This is a genomic window from Marivita lacus (genome assembly GCF_014637725.1).
Lineage (GTDB): Bacteria > Pseudomonadota > Alphaproteobacteria > Rhodobacterales > Rhodobacteraceae > Marivita > Marivita lacus.
Map to the genome: position 1 here is coordinate 423965 of NZ_BMFC01000003.1, position 15279 is coordinate 439243.

The window sequence follows — 15279 nt, forward strand, 5'->3', positions numbered from 1 at the left end:
AGGACTGTGTCATATGGCACTGCGCTCGACCGACGGCAAGGATGACGGACCACGTCATGTGGCGATCATCATGGACGGCAATGGTCGCTGGGCCACCCAGCGCGGCCGCCCGCGCCTTTTCGGCCACCAGGCGGGCGCCCGCCGGGTGCGCGAGATCGTCGAGGCCTGCCCGGACCTCGGGGTCGATTACCTCACGGTCTTTGCCTTCTCGACCGAGAACTGGAAGCGCACCCAGTCCGAAGTGGCTGGTCTGATGAGCCTGTTCCGCCGCTACATCACCCGCGAGGGCAAGTCGCTCAAGGCCAATGATGTCTGCGTGCGCTTCATCGGTGACCGCGTCCGGCTGGACAAGAAGCTGGTCTCGATGATGGACGAGCTCGAGGCGCTGACCGCCAATTGCCAGACCGTCAACCTGACCATCGCCATCAACTACGGCGGTCGCGACGAAGTGGCCCGCGCCACCAAGCGGCTGGCTCGGGATGTCGCTGACGGCAAGCTTGATCCTGATGCAGTGGATGAAGAAACGCTGCCAAAGTACCTTGATACCTGCGTTTTGCCCGATCCGGACCTTGTGATCCGCACCAGTGGCGAAGCCCGGATTTCCAACTTCCTGCTCTGGCAATCGGCTTATTCGGAATATGAATTCATCGACACGCTCTGGCCGGATTTCACGGCCGAAGAGTTCCGGTCGGTGGTTGGTGGCTTCGGAACCCGCGAGCGCAGGTTCGGAGCCGTCGTGGCATGACTGCAGGCAAGTGGGACGACCTTGCCCCGCGGCTGTTCTCGGCCGTGGCGATGGTGGGCATCGGTGCGCTGGGTGTCTGGCTGGGTGGCCTCTGGTTCCATGGTCTGATCGCGATCGTTGTCGGGCTGATGGTCTGGGAACTGGTGACCATGCTCGACAGCGCGCGCAGCAAGTCGCCCTTGATCCTCGCTGGCGTGGCGGCCCTTGTCTCTCTGGTGGCGGTCGAAATTCCTCCCGCCTTTGCGCTGCCGCTCTTGCTCATGCCGTCGATGCTGGGCCTTGGCCGGATGGAGAAGGGCGGTGTGACCTACGCGGTGTTCACGGCGTTCATCCTGCTGGCGGGCTACGGCCTGATGACCCTGCGCGACGATTTCGGACTGACCTGGATGGTGTGGCTCTTGCTGGTGGTCGTTGTCACCGACATCGCCGGGTATTTTGCGGGGCGCCTGATCGGCGGACCCAAGCTCTGGCCGCGCGTCAGCCCCAAGAAAACATGGTCCGGCACCGTGGCCGGTTGGGCCGGATCGGCGCTGGTGGCAGCGTTCTTCATCAGCGCGACCCGCGCCGGGGTCGGCCTCATCGGGATCAGCATCGCGGTCAGCATGGCCAGCCAGATCGGTGACATTGCCGAAAGCGCGATCAAGCGCCGGGCAGGGGTCAAGGACAGCTCGCGGCTCATCCCCGGCCATGGCGGGCTGCTGGACCGGTTCGACGGAATGCTGGGCGCGGCGCTTTTCATCGTCATCGCCGGGCAGCTTGTCGGTTTCCCTCCGGGGGCCCAATGAGGCGGATCACGATTTTCGGGGCCACCGGCTCCATCGGACAAAACACGCTGGACCTGATCGGACGGGACCGCGACGCCTACAAGGTGGTCGCGTTGACCGGCGACAGGAACATCGCGCAACTGGCCGGTGACGCGATTGCCTTCGACGCCGAAATCGCCGTCACCGCAGATCCGTCGCGTCTGGACGATCTGCGCGCCGCATTGGAAGGCACCGGGATCGAAGCCGCCGCTGGACCTGGCGCCTTGGTCGAGGCGGCCAGCCGTCCGGCGGATTGGGTCATGTCGGCCATTGTCGGCTCTGCCGGTCTGGCACCGGGGCTGCGTGCTTTGGAACAGGGGGCGAGCCTTGCGCTGGCCAACAAGGAAAGCATGGTCTGTGCCGGGCCCTTGATGCTGTCGACGGCCAAGGCGCATGGCGCCACGATCCTGCCGGTGGACAGCGAACATTCTGCGGTGTTCCAGGCGTTGATCGGTGAAGACCTGAGCGCGGTGGAACGGGTGATCATCACCGCGTCGGGCGGCGCGTTCCGCGACTGGCCGCTGGAGGCGCTGGCCAATGCGACGCCGGAACAAGCCGCCACGCATCCCAATTGGGACATGGGGCAGCGCATCACGATCGACAGCGCGTCCATGTTCAACAAGGCGCTGGAGCTGATTGAAACAAAAGAGTTTTTCCAGATTGATCCGTCCCGGATCGAGGCGGTGGTGCATCCCGAATCCATGATCCATGCGCTGGTGGGGTTCAATGACGGTGCACTGATGGCCCATGTCGGCCCGCCGGACATGCGGCACGCCATCGGCTTCGCGCTGCACTATCCTGAACGCAAACCGCTGCCGGTGGAACGGCTCGATCTGGTCAAGCTGGGCCAGCTGACCTTTCGGCCCGCCGACGAGACCCGCTGGCCCGCGCTGCGCCTCGCCCGAGAGGTCATGGCGGCGGGTGGATTGGCGGGGGCCGTGTTCAACGCGGCCAAGGAACGCGCACTGGACGGGTTCATCGCGAAACGCATTGGATTTCAACAGATTGCCGTGGTCGTCGAAGAGGTTCTGTCCCGAGTTTCGGCCCATCCGGGTCATATTGATGCCGCCATCACCCTTGATAACGTCATCAATCTAGACCATCTCGCTCGGCAACGGGCAGATGAAATCATGAATGAATTAGAGGGTTGAGCCTTGGATATTGCAGCGTTGCTGCCGCAGTTTGGTAGTTTGATTTGGACCCTCCTGGCCTTTGTGATCGCGCTTTCGATCATCGTGGCGATTCATGAATACGGGCATTACATCGTGGGCCGCTGGTCGGGGATCGATGCCGATGTGTTCTCGCTCGGGTTCGGCCCGGTGCTGTTCTCGCGCGTCGACAAGCGCGGTACGAAATGGCAATTCGCGCTTCTGCCGCTTGGCGGATACGTCAAATTCAAGGGCGACAGCAACGCCTCCGGCGGCAAGGACGACGAGGCGATGGCCGTCCTGACCCAGGCCGAACGACGACGTACGATGAATGGCGCACCGCTTTGGGCCCGCGCGGCCACGGTCGCGGCAGGTCCGGCGTTCAACTTTGCGCTGTCGATCCTGATCTTCACCGGTGTGCTGATGCTGCGCGGCGATGTCACCGATCCTGTCAAGGTCGGCGAACTCCGTGCAGTTCCGGCCCAGAACGAACTGCAGGTCGGCGATGTGCTGCTGCAAATCGAAGGTGTCGATCTGCCGTCCTTCAGCGAATCCTCGAGCTTCCAGTCCTTCCTCGAGGATCTGCCGCAGCAGGAACATCTGGACTACACCGTGCAGCGTGGCGATGACACGCTCGAAGTGCAGGGACCGTACGTCTATCCGCCGGTGGCGACACAGATCATTCCGCGCTCTGCGGCGGATGATGCGGGCTTCCGCGCTGGTGACATCATCACGTCGATTGGTGGCGCGCCGATCTACGCCTTCGATCAGCTGCGCGACGCGGTCGAAGGGTCGGAAGGCGAGACATTGACGCTGGAAGTCTGGCGCGATGGCGAAACCCGTGTGCTGGAAATGACACCGCGCCGCACCGACGAGCCGCAAGACGACGGTTCGTTCAAGACCGCGTATCGGATCGGCATCGTGGGTGGAATGTTCTTTGAACCCGCCACCGAAATGAGCGGCCTGGGCAGCGCCTTCATGTCGGGCGTGCAGCAAACCGGTCGCATCATCGAAGGCTCGCTTTCGGGACTGTGGTACATGATCACCGGCGCGATCAGCACCTGCAACCTGTCCGGACCGATTGGAATCGCAGAAACTTCGGGGTCCATGGCGTCGCAGGGCACCGCCAGCTTCATCTGGTTCATCGCGGTCCTGAGCACGGCAGTCGGTCTGTTGAACCTGTTCCCGATTCCCGTGCTCGACGGGGGGCATCTGGTCTTCCACGCCTACGAGGCCGTGACCGGTCGCCCACCCAGCGACAAGGCACTGCGTGTCCTCATGGGCATTGGTCTGACCATGCTTTTGACGCTGATGGTGTTCGCGCTGTCGAACGACCTGTTCTGCCCGTAACCCAGCCTCAGGACGGGACGATTTCACGGAATCGTCCTGTTTCGCGCCAGATTGCTGACACATTTCACCGGCATTCACCTTTCTGGAACCAACCATCCGAGGTGCGCCATGCAAACGATTCAAGACGGCTACCGGTCGTTCAGCCTTCTGATCTCGATAAACTGGGATCGGTTGCTCTACGTGTTCGCGATCGCGGCATCGCTGTTCCTCGGCGCCTATCTTGGCACGCTGATGATCGAAGCGATGACACACCCCGTCGCCTATTGACGAAAGCGGCCTCTGCGCTTTTGACAAGCCCAGGCAATCTCGGTACTCACGTCCGAAAAGGGATGTCGGAGTAGGTTGCCAACAATGACACATAAAACAGGCGAGCGGGTCGCGCGGCAGTCAGCGCGCAAAACAACGGTCCGTCCATTTCTGCTTGCGGCATCGGTTGCCTTGGGCATTGGCGTTCTGGCCACGCCGGACATGGCTCTCGCGCAGGATTTCCGCTTCAACGCGATTTCCGTCGAGGGAAACCAGCGCATCGAAGCGGGCACCATCGCCAGCTTTCTGGGCGTCGCACGCGGTGAGGCTATCTCGGCGGCCGAGTTGAACGACGGCTATCAGCGGGTTCTCGCCTCTGGTCTTTTCGAAAGCGTCGAGATCGAACCGCGCGGCAACACACTGGTTGTCCGGGTTGTCGAATTCCCGACCGTGAACCGCATCACCTTTGAGGGCAACCAACGCATCGACGACGAAGCGCTGGCCGCGATTGTCCAGACGCAGTCGCGACGCGTCTTCAACCCCTCTGCGGCCGAGGCCGACGCCGCCCGCATCACCGAAGCCTATTCGCAGCAGGGCCGGATCGCCGCCCGCGTCCAGCCCAAGGTCATCCGCCGGTCCGACAACCGGATCGACCTCGTGTTCGAGGTGTTCGAAGGCGGCGTGTCCGAGATCGAGCGCATCGGCTTTTCGGGCAACCAGGTGTTCAGCGACAGCCGCCTGCGCCGGGTTCTGGAAACCAAACAGGCAGGGATTTTCCGCGCGCTCATCCGGTCCGACACCTTCATCGAAGACCGGATCGAATTCGACCGTCAGGTCCTGAGCGATTTCTACCAGTCGCGCGGCTATGTCGATTTCCGCACCACCAGCGTGAATGCCGAACTGAGCGACGAGCGCGACGCGTTTTTCGTTACCTTCAACGTGGAGGAAGGCCAGCAGTTCAATTTCGGCGAGGTCACCGCCTCATCGGATTTGGCCGAGGTCGATCCTGACGTGTTTCAGCAGGCCATTCGCCTGCGCTCCGGAAGCACCTATTCGCCGACTGCGGTGGAAACCGAAATCGCACGGCTGGAACGTCTGGCGATCCGCGAGGGTCTGAACTTTGTCCGAGTGGAACCGCGCGTCACGCGCAATGACCGTGATCTGACACTGGACGTGGAATTCCTTCTCACACGCGGCGAACGCGTCTTTGTCGAGCGCATCGACATCGAAGGCAACACCACCACGCTCGACCGGGTCGTGCGGCGTCAGTTCCGCATCGTCGAGGGCGATCCGTTCAACCCGCGCGAAATCCGCGAAAGCGCCGAACGCGTCCGTGCGCTTGGCTTCTTCGGCGATGCGCAGGTCGAGGCGCGCGAAGGATCCACCCCGCAGCAGGTCGTGATCGACGTCGATGTCGAGGAACGTCCCACAGGCTCGCTGAGCTTTGGGGGCTCCTATTCGACCGATGGCGGCTTCGGCGCTGCAATCACCTTCAGCGAACGCAACTTCCTGGGTCGGGGCCAACAACTGTCGCTGGGCGTAACCACCGGTCTGGATTCGTCCAACTACAGCTTCAGCTTCACCGAACCGGCGTTCCTGGGTCGCGATGTCGCCTACAACTTCAGCGCCAATTACCTCGAGACCGACAACCTGGCGGCTGAGTTCGACACGGCGATCGGTAACTTCTCGACCGGCTTCTCGTTCCCGGTGTCCGAGAATGGCCGTCTGAACCTGCGCTATGGTGCGCGGTATTCCGAGATCACCAACCTGAACGACTCGGTCGGCTCGATCATTCGTGCCGAAGCTGCGCAGGGTCAGGTCTGGGACAGCTTTGTGGGCTACCGCTACAGCTTTGACACACGCCGCACGGGGCTCAACCCGAACGCGGGTGTGTTGCTGGAATTCGGTCAGGATTTCGGCGGTCTGGGCGGCGACAGCACCTATATCGAATCCACGCTGCGGGCGGTTGCTCAGACGCGGGTGTTCAACGATGACATCACGCTGCGGGCAACGCTTCAGGCTGGCGCCCTCAGCTATTCCGAAGGCGCGTCGCGCGTCACCGACCGTTTCTCGCTGGGCTCCAGCCTGATGCGGGGCTTCGAAGGCGGCGGTATCGGCCCGCGCGAAGTGGGACCGGGCGATGTGAACGACCCGCTGGGCGGCAACTACTTTGCCGTTGCGCGGTTCGAGGCGGAATTCCCGCTGCCCTTGCCCGAGGAATACGGCATCTCCGCCGGGGTCTTCTACGATGTCGGCAGCCTTTGGGGTCTCGAGGAAACCAATTCCAACGTGTTCTACGACGATTTCACCGCGCGCCACGTGGTCGGCATATCGCTCTTCTGGACAACGCCGCTGGGTCCGCTGCGCTTCAACTTCTCCGAAGCCCTGAGCAAGGAAACGTTCGACGAGGAACAGACCTTCGATCTGACGATCTCCACGCAGTTCTGATGGCACGTCAGGGACGAACAGGCTTGGGGGCGCTCTTCGGAGCGCTCCTTTGCGTCGCACCTCCGGTGCAGGCGCAACAGGATGGCGGGCTGTCGAATCTGGGGGTCGTGCAAAGCCTGATCCTGACCGTCGCGCCCGATGCGCTGTACGCGCAAAGCGATTTCGGGCAGCGGATCGTCCGCGAGATCGAGGCCGATAGCGTGGAGATTGCCGCCGAGAACCGGCGCATCGAGGCGGAACTGACCGCCGAGGAACGCGAACTCACCGAACTGCGCGACAGCCTGGCCCCGGCCGACTTTCGCGCCCGCGCCGAGGCCTTCGACGAAAAGGTGCAGCGCCTGCGCCGCGAACAGGACGAAAAGGCCCGCGCGGTCGGTCAGCGCAGCGACGATGCCCGCCGCGCGCTTCTGACCGCCGCCCAGCCGATCCTGCTGCAACTCATGATCGAAAGCGGCGCGGTTGCGGTGCTGGATCGGCGCAGTGTCCTGCTCAGCGTGGAGTCCGTCGACATCACCGATGAGGCCATTCAGCGGGTCAATGCCGAATTCGGCGCCGGGGCCGCGATCCTGCCACTGCGCCCCTGAAACCTTGCCCCCCGGCATCTGGATTGCTACTCACAGGCCCACAGGACCACAAAAGGACGCCCCATGAGCGACACGCTTCTTCGCGCCGACATCCAGCTGATCCAGCGCATTCTGCCGCACCGGTACCCGTTCCTGCTCGTGGACCGCGTGGAAGAAATCGACGGCACGCAATCCGCTCTTGGCATCAAGAACGTGACGATGAACGAGCCGCATTTCCAGGGCCATTTCCCCGGCACGCCGATCATGCCCGGTGTGACCATCATCGAGGCGATGGCCCAGACAGCCGCCGTCATGGTGGGCACGGCGCTTGATCTCGCGGACAAGGAAATGTTGATCTATTTCATGGCCATCGACAAGTGCAAGTTCCGCCGCAAGGTGATCCCCGGCGACCAGCTTCGGATGCGCCTGACGACGCTGCGCGGCAAGCCGGGTGGCAAGGTCTGGAAATTCGGCGGCGTGGCGACGGTTGACGGTGACATGGCGGCGGAATGCGAATTTTCGGCCATGATGGACCTGCCCAAGTGACAGCGCGCATCCATCCCAGCGCGGTGATCGAAGAGGGCGCGCAGATCGGCGACGGCTGTGTGATCGGGCCGTTCTGCCATGTCGGCCCCGAAGTGGCACTGGCGGAAAACGTGGTGCTGAAAAGCCATGTGGTCGTGACCGGTCAGACCTCCATCGGCGCAGGCTCCGAGGTGTTTTCCTTCGCGGTGATCGGCGAGATCCCGCAGGATCTCAAGTTCGACGGCGAAAAGACCAGCCTCATCATCGGCGCACGCAACCGCATCCGCGAACACGTGACCATGAACACCGGCACCAAGGGCGGCGGTGGGGTGACACGCGTGGGGGATGACAACCTCTTCATGGCAGGCTGCCATGTGGCCCATGACGTGCAGATCGGCAACCGGGTGATCGTGGTCAACAGCGCTGCTCTGGCCGGGCATTGCATCCTCGAAGACGACGTGATCGTCGGCGGCCTGTCGGGCGTGCACCAGTTCGTGCGGATCGGGCGCGGTGCCATCATCGGCGCGGTCACCATGGTGACCAATGACGTGATCCCCTACGGCCTCGTGCAGGCCGACCGCGGACGTCTGGACGGGCTCAACCTCGTCGGGCTCAAGCGCAAGGGCGTGAGCCGTGCCGACATCACGGCGCTGCGCGCGGCGTTCCAGATGCTGGCGCAGGGCGAAGGTGCCTTTCAGGAACGGGCGCGCCGCCTGGGCGAAGAGACCGACAGCGCCTATGTGCACCACATCGTCGATTTCATCCTGGGCGACACCGACCGGTCGTTCCTGACACCGGGCTGAGCGATGACGCTGGCGCTGATCTGCGGGAAGGGGCGTTTGCCGCGCATTGTCGCCGAGGCGCAGGACCAGCGCCCGCTGATCTGCGTGCTGAAGGGGTTTGAACCCGATGGGCTGACCGCCGATCTGACCTTCCACCTCGAAACGCTGGGTACGCTGCTGGGCACGCTCACATCGCGCGGCGTGACGCAGGTGTGTCTGTGCGGGGCCATCCGCCGCCCACCGATCGATCCCGCACGCCTTGATGCGAAAACAGTCCCGCTGGTGCCGCGCCTGCAAACCGCGCTGACCTCGGGTGACGACGGCGCGCTGCGCATCGTGATGGACCTCTTTCAGGAGGCCGGTCTGAGCGTTGCAGCGGTAGATGACCTCGTGCCCGATCTGATTTCGTCCGAGGGTGTGCCGACGCTCAAGACATACGCGCCCCAGAACACCGCCGAGGCGCGGTTGGCTGAACGCACGGTTGCTGCGATGGGCGTGCGCGATGCAGGGCAGGCCTGCGTGGTGCGCGGCGACTCCGTGCTGGCCCGCGAGGATGCCGCCGGAACCGATGCGATGCTCACCCGTCTGGCGCGCGACCGTGCGGCGGGCAGCGGCGATTTCCTGACCAATCCGATCAACACCGCCAGCGACATGTTCGGCGGGTTGCTTGGCGATGCGACCGACTGGTTGACGGGGGGCACTTCGGTCTCGGAAGGCGGTATCCTGTTCAAGGCCCCCAAACCCGGACAGGACCGCCGCGCGGATCTGCCGGTGATCGGGGCCAGCACTCCCGACGCGGTGGCGGCTGCCGGGTTGGCGGGCATCGTGATCGAAGCGGGCGGCGTGATGATCCTCGACCGCGCGAAAACCGTGGCGCGCTGCGATGCCTTGGGCCTCTTCCTCTGGGTGCGGGACAAAAGCGTCTGATGCGGGTCTTCGTCGTCGCAGGAGAAGCCTCGGGCGACAAGCTGGGTGCTGCGCTGATGGCAGGGCTGCGCAAACACCGCCCCGATGTCAACTTCGAGGGCATCGGCGGCGACCGCATGATCGCCGAAGGCCTGCAGAGCCTGTTTCCCATGGACGAGATCTCGATCATGGGCATCACCGAAATCCTTTCGCAATACCGCGCGCTCAAGGCACGCATTCGCCAGACGGCCGATGCGGTGATCGCGGCCAAACCGGATGTGCTCATCACGATCGACCTGCCGGAATTCGGCTTGCGTGTGGCCAAGCTGGTCAAGGCGCGCAGCGATATCCGCACCGTGCATTACGTGGCACCGACTGTCTGGGCATGGCGACCGGGGCGGGCAAAAAAGATGGCCGCCCATATCGACCAGGTTCTGGCGCTTCTGCCATTCGAGCCGCCTTACATGGAAGCCGCGGGCATGCGTTGTGATTTCGTGGGCCACCCGGTGGTCACCGATCCCGTCGCCACACCCGAAGAGGTGGCGGCGTTTCGTGCAGTCCACGGAATTGGCGACGCACCTCTGGCCCTGATCCTGCCGGGATCACGCCGCAGCGAGGTGTCGCGTCTTTTGCCGATCTTTGCCGATGTGGTGGCCGACCTGCACGCGAAACGACCCGATCTGCGCTTTGTCCTGCCCGCCGCGCCCAACGTGGCAACGCGTGTGGCAGAGGCGGTGAGCGGATGGCTGGTGAAGCCGATCATCCTCAATCCCGAGACCGACGGCATGGCCACCAAGCACGCAGCCTTTGCGGCGGCAGACGTGGCGGTGGCGGCGTCGGGCACCGTGTCGCTCGAGCTTGCGGCATCGGACACGCCGATGGTCATCGCCTATGACATGAACTGGCTGTCGCGGCAGATCATCGGGCGGATGTTGCTGGTGGACACGGTCACCCTTGTGAACCTGGTGTCAGAGACGCGTGTGGTGCCCGAATTCATCGGAGAAGCCTGTCAGCCGCTCCTGATCTCGGAGGCCGTTTCAGCCCTGCTGGACGCGCCGGAACAGCAGCGCGCAGCGATGGACCTGACGATGGAGCGGCTTGGAAAGGGCGGCTTGCCCCCCGGTGAACGCGCCGCCCTCGCGGTGCTGGACGGTCTGAATTTAAACGGGGGCGCGATCCGCTGATCCGCCCCCGTTCGTCCGAAAGAATGACCCTCTGGCGTTACTGCTGCGCGGCGATGATTTCGTCATAGGCTGCCGTAAAGCCCGAGAGCGACATCGCCACGGTCACAAGCTGGTCCGGTGCAAGCGCCGGGACGATGGTGATGTTCGCCAAGCTGCCCTTGCGGAATGCGGCAATGTCCTCGGCGGTGAAGCCGACGCGGGCATAGCACCCGATGGTGGTGCAGAACGAATAGTCATAGCGCTTGGCCTGACCGGAATCGACGCGGATGTTCAGCTTTTCGGTCAGCAACGTTTCCAGCGGCACGATGAACGTGCCTCCCGCCGCGACCTGTCCACCATTTGGCAGACCGAAGATGCTGACCTCGGCCACGTTGCCGCCGTTCGGATCCTTCAGAAGCTGGTACATCTGGCAGGGCTCCGGCCCTTCCTGAACGCGCAGGCACTGGATGGCCCAGTCGCCGTGGGTGTTCTTGACATAGGTGTTGTTGTCGGCGTTCGGCTCGGTCACAGGCTCGCCGGTGTCCAGCCCCAACGGGTCCGCAACGGCTGCCGGAGCTTCAGTCGCGTCTGCTGCAGGCGCTTCGGTGGCTTCGGGTGCGGGGGTCTCCTGCGCCCAAGCGGCAGCGCCGAGGGCAAAGCTGGCAATCGTGGTCAGAAGCAAAAACGATTTGGTCATGAAGTCCTCTTTGAAGCGTCAGTCATGTTTGCCCGTGCGTTATCACGGGTGCTGCGCGCTGTCAGGCCAAAAGGCGAAAACGTGATCGTCAGGACGGCGGATTCTTGCGCTTGCCGCTGCGTGACCCGCACGCGGCACGGCTTCATGTGACGGTTGAAAACTGGCGCGCAGCTATTTGAAATTAAAAGGGAAGACACAGTGGAGTGTCTTCCCTTTCATGCTCCCTGTCGGACCGGCCGACTATTATTGATCGAACGCTACGAAATGAAATCAAAAGCGTCAACAGGCAATATCCAATCCTGAAATCACAAAAAAAGGCCACGCTTTGCAGCGTGGCCAGTCCAACAGGGAGGATCGCCCGGATCGAGAGGGATCATGTCGACCCGGGACAAATACAGACTGGCGGCAAAATGTTAAGTTTGTATGGTCGGTTCTTGAAATTTTGTGTCGGGGCTAAAATATGGAAAACGGTGTATTTGTAGGTGGTGGCGGCGAGGGTTACGGCGTCCGTCAATGGCTGCGGCTCGATTACGCGAACCGGCACGGCCTTGTCGCGGGGGCCACGGGCACCGGCAAGACGGTGACGCTGCAAATTCTCGCCGAAGGGTTTTCCGCCCATGGCGTTCCGGTGTTCATGGCCGATGTCAAAGGCGATCTGTCCGGTCTTGCCAAACCCGGCAGCCCCGATTTCAAGCTGCATCAGCCCTTTACCGACCGCGCACGGACCATCGGCTTTGACGATTACGCCTACCGCGCCTTCCCCGTCACGTTCTGGGACCTCTTCGGCGATCAAGGGCATCCGATCCGCACCACCGTTGCCGAAATGGGGCCGCTGCTGATCTCGCGCCTGCTGGAACTGTCCGAGGCACAGGAGGGCATTCTCAACATCGCCTTCCGCGTCGCCGACGAAGAAGGCCTGCCGCTGCTCGATCTCAAAGACCTGCAATCCATGCTGGTCTGGCTGGGCGAGAACCGCGACGGCGTTTCCCTGCGCTATGGCAATATCGCGGTGCAATCCGTGGGCGCGATCCAGCGCAGGCTCTTGGTGCTTGAAAATCAGGGCGGGGCCGATTTCTTCGGTGAACCCGCTCTGGAACTGCGCGACCTGATGCGCACCGATGCGGAGGGGCGGGGGCAGGTGAACATCCTTGCCGCGGACAAACTGATGGGATCGCCGCGCCTTTACGCCACTTTCCTGCTGTGGCTCTTGTCCGAGCTTTTCGAGGACCTGCCCGAAGTGGGCGACCCCGACAAACCCAAGCTGGTGTTCTTTTTCGACGAGGCGCATCTGCTCTTTGACGACGCGCCAAAGGCGCTGGTGGACAAGGTCGAACAGGTGGCGCGCCTGATCCGGTCCAAGGGGGTGGGCGTCTATTTCATCACGCAGAACCCCGATGACGTGCCTGAAGACATCCTGGGTCAGCTGGGCAACCGCGTACAGCACGCGCTGCGTGCCTTTACCGCGCGTGACCGCAAGGCGCTGCGCATGGCGGCTGAAACCTATCGCGAAAACCCTGCCTTTGATACCGAACAGGCGATCCGCGAGGTCGGCGTAGGCGAGGCCGTGACCTCGATGCTCGAACGCAAGGGCATCCCCGGCGTGGTCGAACGCACGCTGATCCGTCCACCGTCTTCCCAGCTTGGCCCGATCACCCCCGCCGAACGCGGCGGAATCATGGGAGCCAGCGATCTGGGCGCCAAGTACACCCAGCGGCTCGACCGGCAATCGGCTTTCGAGATCCTGGCGCAGCGCACCACCGAGGCCGCCGCTGCCGCCGAACAGGCGGAACAGAAAGAGGCGGAGCTGCACGCGGCGATGCGCGAATACACCGCCGGACGACGCTATACCGGCACCCGCGTCGGGCGCTCCACCTCGCAACCGACCCGCACGACCCGGACCAGCCGCAAGGATGAAAGCATTGGTGAGGCGATTGCCAATGTGGTGATCAAAGAGCTCAAGGGCACAACGGGGCGTCGGATCGTGCGCGGCATCCTCGGGGGGCTCTTCAAGGCCCGCTGAGCACTGGTCCTTTGGGCGCTGGCGGGTTAAGTCAGGGCGTCTAACAGGACGAAAGACACCACATGCCCGCCGACATCACGACCGACGCCCAACTGGCTGCCGACGAACGCCGCTCCGGCTTGCGCACCATCCGCAAGGTTGGGCCGTATCTCTGGCCCGATGACAAGCCATGGGTGAAGCGCCGCGTGGTGATCGCGATTGTCAGCCTCGTGCTGGCCAAGATCGTCAACATGCTCGCGCCGCTGCTGTTCGGGCGCGCGGTCGATGCGCTGTCGGGGCAGGCGTCCGACCTCGTTCTGGGCGGCGTCGGTCTGACGCTGGCCTACGGTGTGGCCCGGCTGATGAACGTGGGCTTCCAGCAATTGCGCGACGGGGTGTTTGCCCGCGTCGGACAACGTGCCCTGCGGATGCTGGCGCTGGAAACCTTCACCCATATCCACCGCCTGTCGATGCGCTATCACATCACGCGCAAGACCGGCGGGCTGAGCCGCATCATCGAACGCGGGGTCAAGGGCGTCGATTTCCTGCTGCGCTTCATGCTGTTCAGCGTCGGACCGCTGATCCTCGAGTTGCTGCTGATCTGTCTTGTCCTGGTGTGGCTGCTCGATGTCCGCTACATGGCGGTCGTCCTCATCACCATCGCCATCTATGTCTGGTTCACTTTCAAGGTCACCGAATGGCGCGTCCGCCTGCGCCGCGAGATGAACGAACAGGACACCGACGCCAACCAAAAGGCGATCGACAGCCTGCTCAACTTCGAGACCGTCAAGTATTTCGGCGCCGAATCCCGCGAAGCCGGGCGCTATGACCAGTCGATGGAGGCGTACGAGGGTGCCGCGATCAAAACCGCCACATCGCTGGCGCTGCTGAACTTCGGGCAAAGCGTCATCATCACGGCGGGGCTGGTGCTGGTCATGGTCATGGCAGCATTTGGCGTGCAGGCGGGCACGATCACCGTGGGCGAGTTTGTCATGGTCAACGCCTACATGATCCAGATCACCATGCCGCTCAATTTCCTTGGCACGGTCTACCGCGAAATTCGTCAGTCGCTGGTCGATATGGGAGAGATGTTCGACCTGCTTGAACAGCCGCAGGAAGTGTCGGACAAACCCGGTGCGCCCGATCTCAAGGTGACAAAAGGCGCGGTCGAATTCGACAACGTAAAATTCGGCTATGATCCCAAGCGCCCCATCCTCAAAGGCGTGTCGCTCAAGGTTCGCTCTGGCGAGAATGTCGCCCTTGTCGGGTCGTCCGGGTCGGGCAAATCCACCATCGGGCGGTTGTTGTTCCGCTTCTATGACGTGGTCGATGGCGCGGTGCGGATCGACGGGCAGGACGTGCGCGACGTGACACAGGACAGCCTGCACGACGCCATCGGCGTGGTGCCGCAGGACACGGTGCTTTTCAATGACAGCATCCGCTACAACATCGCCTACGGCCGCGCCAATGCCAGCGAGGAGGACATCATCTCCGCTGCCCGCGCCGCGCAGATCCACGATTTCATCCTGTCGCTGCCCGAGGGCTATGACACGATGGTGGGCGAACGCGGGCTCAAGCTCTCGGGTGGCGAGAAGCAGCGTGTCGGCATCGCGCGCACGCTGCTCAAGAACCCGCCGATCCTCATCCTTGACGAGGCGACATCGGCTCTCGATTCCGAAACCGAGGCGTCCATTCAGGGCGCGCTCAGGCTGGCCGGCGAGGGGCGCACGGTCATCACCATCGCGCACCGCCTGTCCACCATCTCGGATGCCGACCGTATCGTGGTGCTCGAAAATGGTGAGGTCGTCGAGGAAGGATCACATGACGGTTTGCTGGCCAATCAGGGCCGCTATGCCGCGCTGTGGAACCGGCAAATGCAGGAGGAAGAGGCAGCCTGACAAGAA

Annotated in this window: 14 protein-coding genes; 13 read left to right on the top strand and 1 reads right to left on the bottom strand. The window is 63.1% G+C overall.

The window, feature by feature from the left end; all coding sequences use genetic code 11:
* Positions 1–13: 13 nt before the first annotated feature.
* From uppS to lpxB, 11 genes are all read left to right on the top strand, one after another.
* Positions 14–745 (top strand): polyprenyl diphosphate synthase, encoded by a 732-nt coding sequence (gene uppS / locus IEV82_RS09680; RefSeq protein ID WP_188481802.1) that lies wholly within the window; start codon positions 14–16, stop codon positions 743–745.
* Positions 742–1530, top strand: coding sequence for a phosphatidate cytidylyltransferase (locus IEV82_RS09685; RefSeq protein WP_188481803.1), 789 nt, complete (start codon positions 742–744; stop codon positions 1528–1530). The genes uppS and IEV82_RS09685 overlap by 4 nt, the downstream gene beginning before the upstream one ends.
* On the top strand, positions 1527–2699 hold the full coding sequence (dxr, locus tag IEV82_RS09690; RefSeq protein ID WP_188481804.1) for a 1-deoxy-D-xylulose-5-phosphate reductoisomerase: 1173 nt from the start codon (positions 1527–1529) through the stop codon (positions 2697–2699). The genes IEV82_RS09685 and dxr overlap by 4 nt, the downstream gene beginning before the upstream one ends.
* Positions 2700–2702: 3 nt before the next feature.
* Complete coding sequence (gene rseP, locus IEV82_RS09695; protein ID WP_188481805.1) at positions 2703–4046, top strand: RIP metalloprotease RseP; 1344 nt, start codon at positions 2703–2705, stop codon at positions 4044–4046.
* A gap of 108 nt (positions 4047–4154) precedes the next feature.
* Positions 4155–4313: a hypothetical protein gene (locus tag IEV82_RS09700; protein ID WP_188481806.1), complete on the top strand. Its 159-nt coding sequence runs from the start codon at positions 4155–4157 to the stop codon at positions 4311–4313.
* Between the two features lie 84 nt (positions 4314–4397).
* A complete protein-coding gene (bamA, locus tag IEV82_RS09705) occupies positions 4398–6740 on the top strand; it encodes an outer membrane protein assembly factor BamA (protein ID WP_188481807.1) in 2343 nt (780 codons plus the stop codon).
* Positions 6740–7324, top strand: coding sequence for an OmpH/Skp family outer membrane protein (locus IEV82_RS09710; protein ID WP_188481808.1), 585 nt, complete (start codon positions 6740–6742; stop codon positions 7322–7324). Before bamA ends, IEV82_RS09710 begins: the two co-directional genes overlap by 1 nt.
* A gap of 63 nt (positions 7325–7387) precedes the next feature.
* Positions 7388–7849: a 3-hydroxyacyl-ACP dehydratase FabZ gene (gene fabZ / locus IEV82_RS09715; protein WP_188481809.1), complete on the top strand. Its 462-nt coding sequence runs from the start codon at positions 7388–7390 to the stop codon at positions 7847–7849.
* Positions 7813–8631: an acyl-ACP--UDP-N-acetylglucosamine O-acyltransferase gene (gene lpxA / locus IEV82_RS09720; protein ID WP_188481810.1), complete on the top strand. Its 819-nt coding sequence runs from the start codon at positions 7813–7815 to the stop codon at positions 8629–8631. The genes fabZ and lpxA overlap by 37 nt, the downstream gene beginning before the upstream one ends.
* A 3-nt stretch (positions 8632–8634) precedes the next feature.
* A complete protein-coding gene (locus tag IEV82_RS09725) occupies positions 8635–9537 on the top strand; it encodes an LpxI family protein (protein WP_188481811.1) in 903 nt (300 codons plus the stop codon).
* Positions 9537–10700 (top strand): lipid-A-disaccharide synthase, encoded by a 1164-nt coding sequence (gene lpxB, locus IEV82_RS09730; RefSeq protein WP_188481812.1) that lies wholly within the window; start codon positions 9537–9539, stop codon positions 10698–10700. Before IEV82_RS09725 ends, lpxB begins: the two co-directional genes overlap by 1 nt.
* A 37-nt stretch (positions 10701–10737) precedes the next feature.
* Here lpxB and IEV82_RS09735 read toward each other — a convergent pair whose 3' ends face one another.
* Positions 10738–11376, bottom strand: a complete 639-nt coding sequence (locus tag IEV82_RS09735; RefSeq protein WP_188481813.1) for an invasion associated locus B family protein — start codon at positions 11374–11376, stop codon at positions 10738–10740.
* A 460-nt stretch (positions 11377–11836) separates the two neighbouring features.
* On the opposite strand from IEV82_RS09735, the gene IEV82_RS09740 reads away from it, so the two are divergent.
* Both IEV82_RS09740 and IEV82_RS09745 read left to right on the top strand, forming a co-directional pair.
* The gene (locus IEV82_RS09740; protein WP_188481814.1) at positions 11837–13396 is read left to right on the top strand and encodes a helicase HerA-like domain-containing protein; all 1560 of its coding nucleotides are present in this window, start codon (positions 11837–11839) and stop codon (positions 13394–13396) included.
* Between the two features lie 62 nt (positions 13397–13458).
* Entirely contained in the window at positions 13459–15273 is a 1815-nt protein-coding gene (locus IEV82_RS09745) for an ABCB family ABC transporter ATP-binding protein/permease (protein ID WP_188481815.1), read from the top strand.
* The last annotated feature ends 6 nt before the right edge of the window (positions 15274–15279 follow it).

Coding starts and splice junctions, on each gene's coding strand:
- IEV82_RS09685 (WP_188481803.1), top strand. CDS start 742: ATGACTGCAGGCAAGTGGGACGACCTTGCCCCGCGGCTGTTCTCGGCC.
- IEV82_RS09735 (WP_188481813.1), bottom strand. CDS start 11,376: ATGACCAAATCGTTTTTGCTTCTGACCACGATTGCCAGCTTTGCCCTC.
- dxr (WP_188481804.1), top strand. CDS start 1,527: ATGAGGCGGATCACGATTTTCGGGGCCACCGGCTCCATCGGACAAAAC.
- IEV82_RS09725 (WP_188481811.1), top strand. CDS start 8,635: ATGACGCTGGCGCTGATCTGCGGGAAGGGGCGTTTGCCGCGCATTGTC.
- IEV82_RS09740 (WP_188481814.1), top strand. CDS start 11,837: ATGGAAAACGGTGTATTTGTAGGTGGTGGCGGCGAGGGTTACGGCGTC.
- IEV82_RS09700 (WP_188481806.1), top strand. CDS start 4,155: ATGCAAACGATTCAAGACGGCTACCGGTCGTTCAGCCTTCTGATCTCG.
- fabZ (WP_188481809.1), top strand. CDS start 7,388: ATGAGCGACACGCTTCTTCGCGCCGACATCCAGCTGATCCAGCGCATT.
- lpxB (WP_188481812.1), top strand. CDS start 9,537: ATGCGGGTCTTCGTCGTCGCAGGAGAAGCCTCGGGCGACAAGCTGGGT.
- uppS (WP_188481802.1), top strand. CDS start 14: ATGGCACTGCGCTCGACCGACGGCAAGGATGACGGACCACGTCATGTG.
- lpxA (WP_188481810.1), top strand. CDS start 7,813: ATGCGAATTTTCGGCCATGATGGACCTGCCCAAGTGACAGCGCGCATC.
- IEV82_RS09745 (WP_188481815.1), top strand. CDS start 13,459: ATGCCCGCCGACATCACGACCGACGCCCAACTGGCTGCCGACGAACGC.
- bamA (WP_188481807.1), top strand. CDS start 4,398: ATGACACATAAAACAGGCGAGCGGGTCGCGCGGCAGTCAGCGCGCAAA.
- IEV82_RS09710 (WP_188481808.1), top strand. CDS start 6,740: ATGGCACGTCAGGGACGAACAGGCTTGGGGGCGCTCTTCGGAGCGCTC.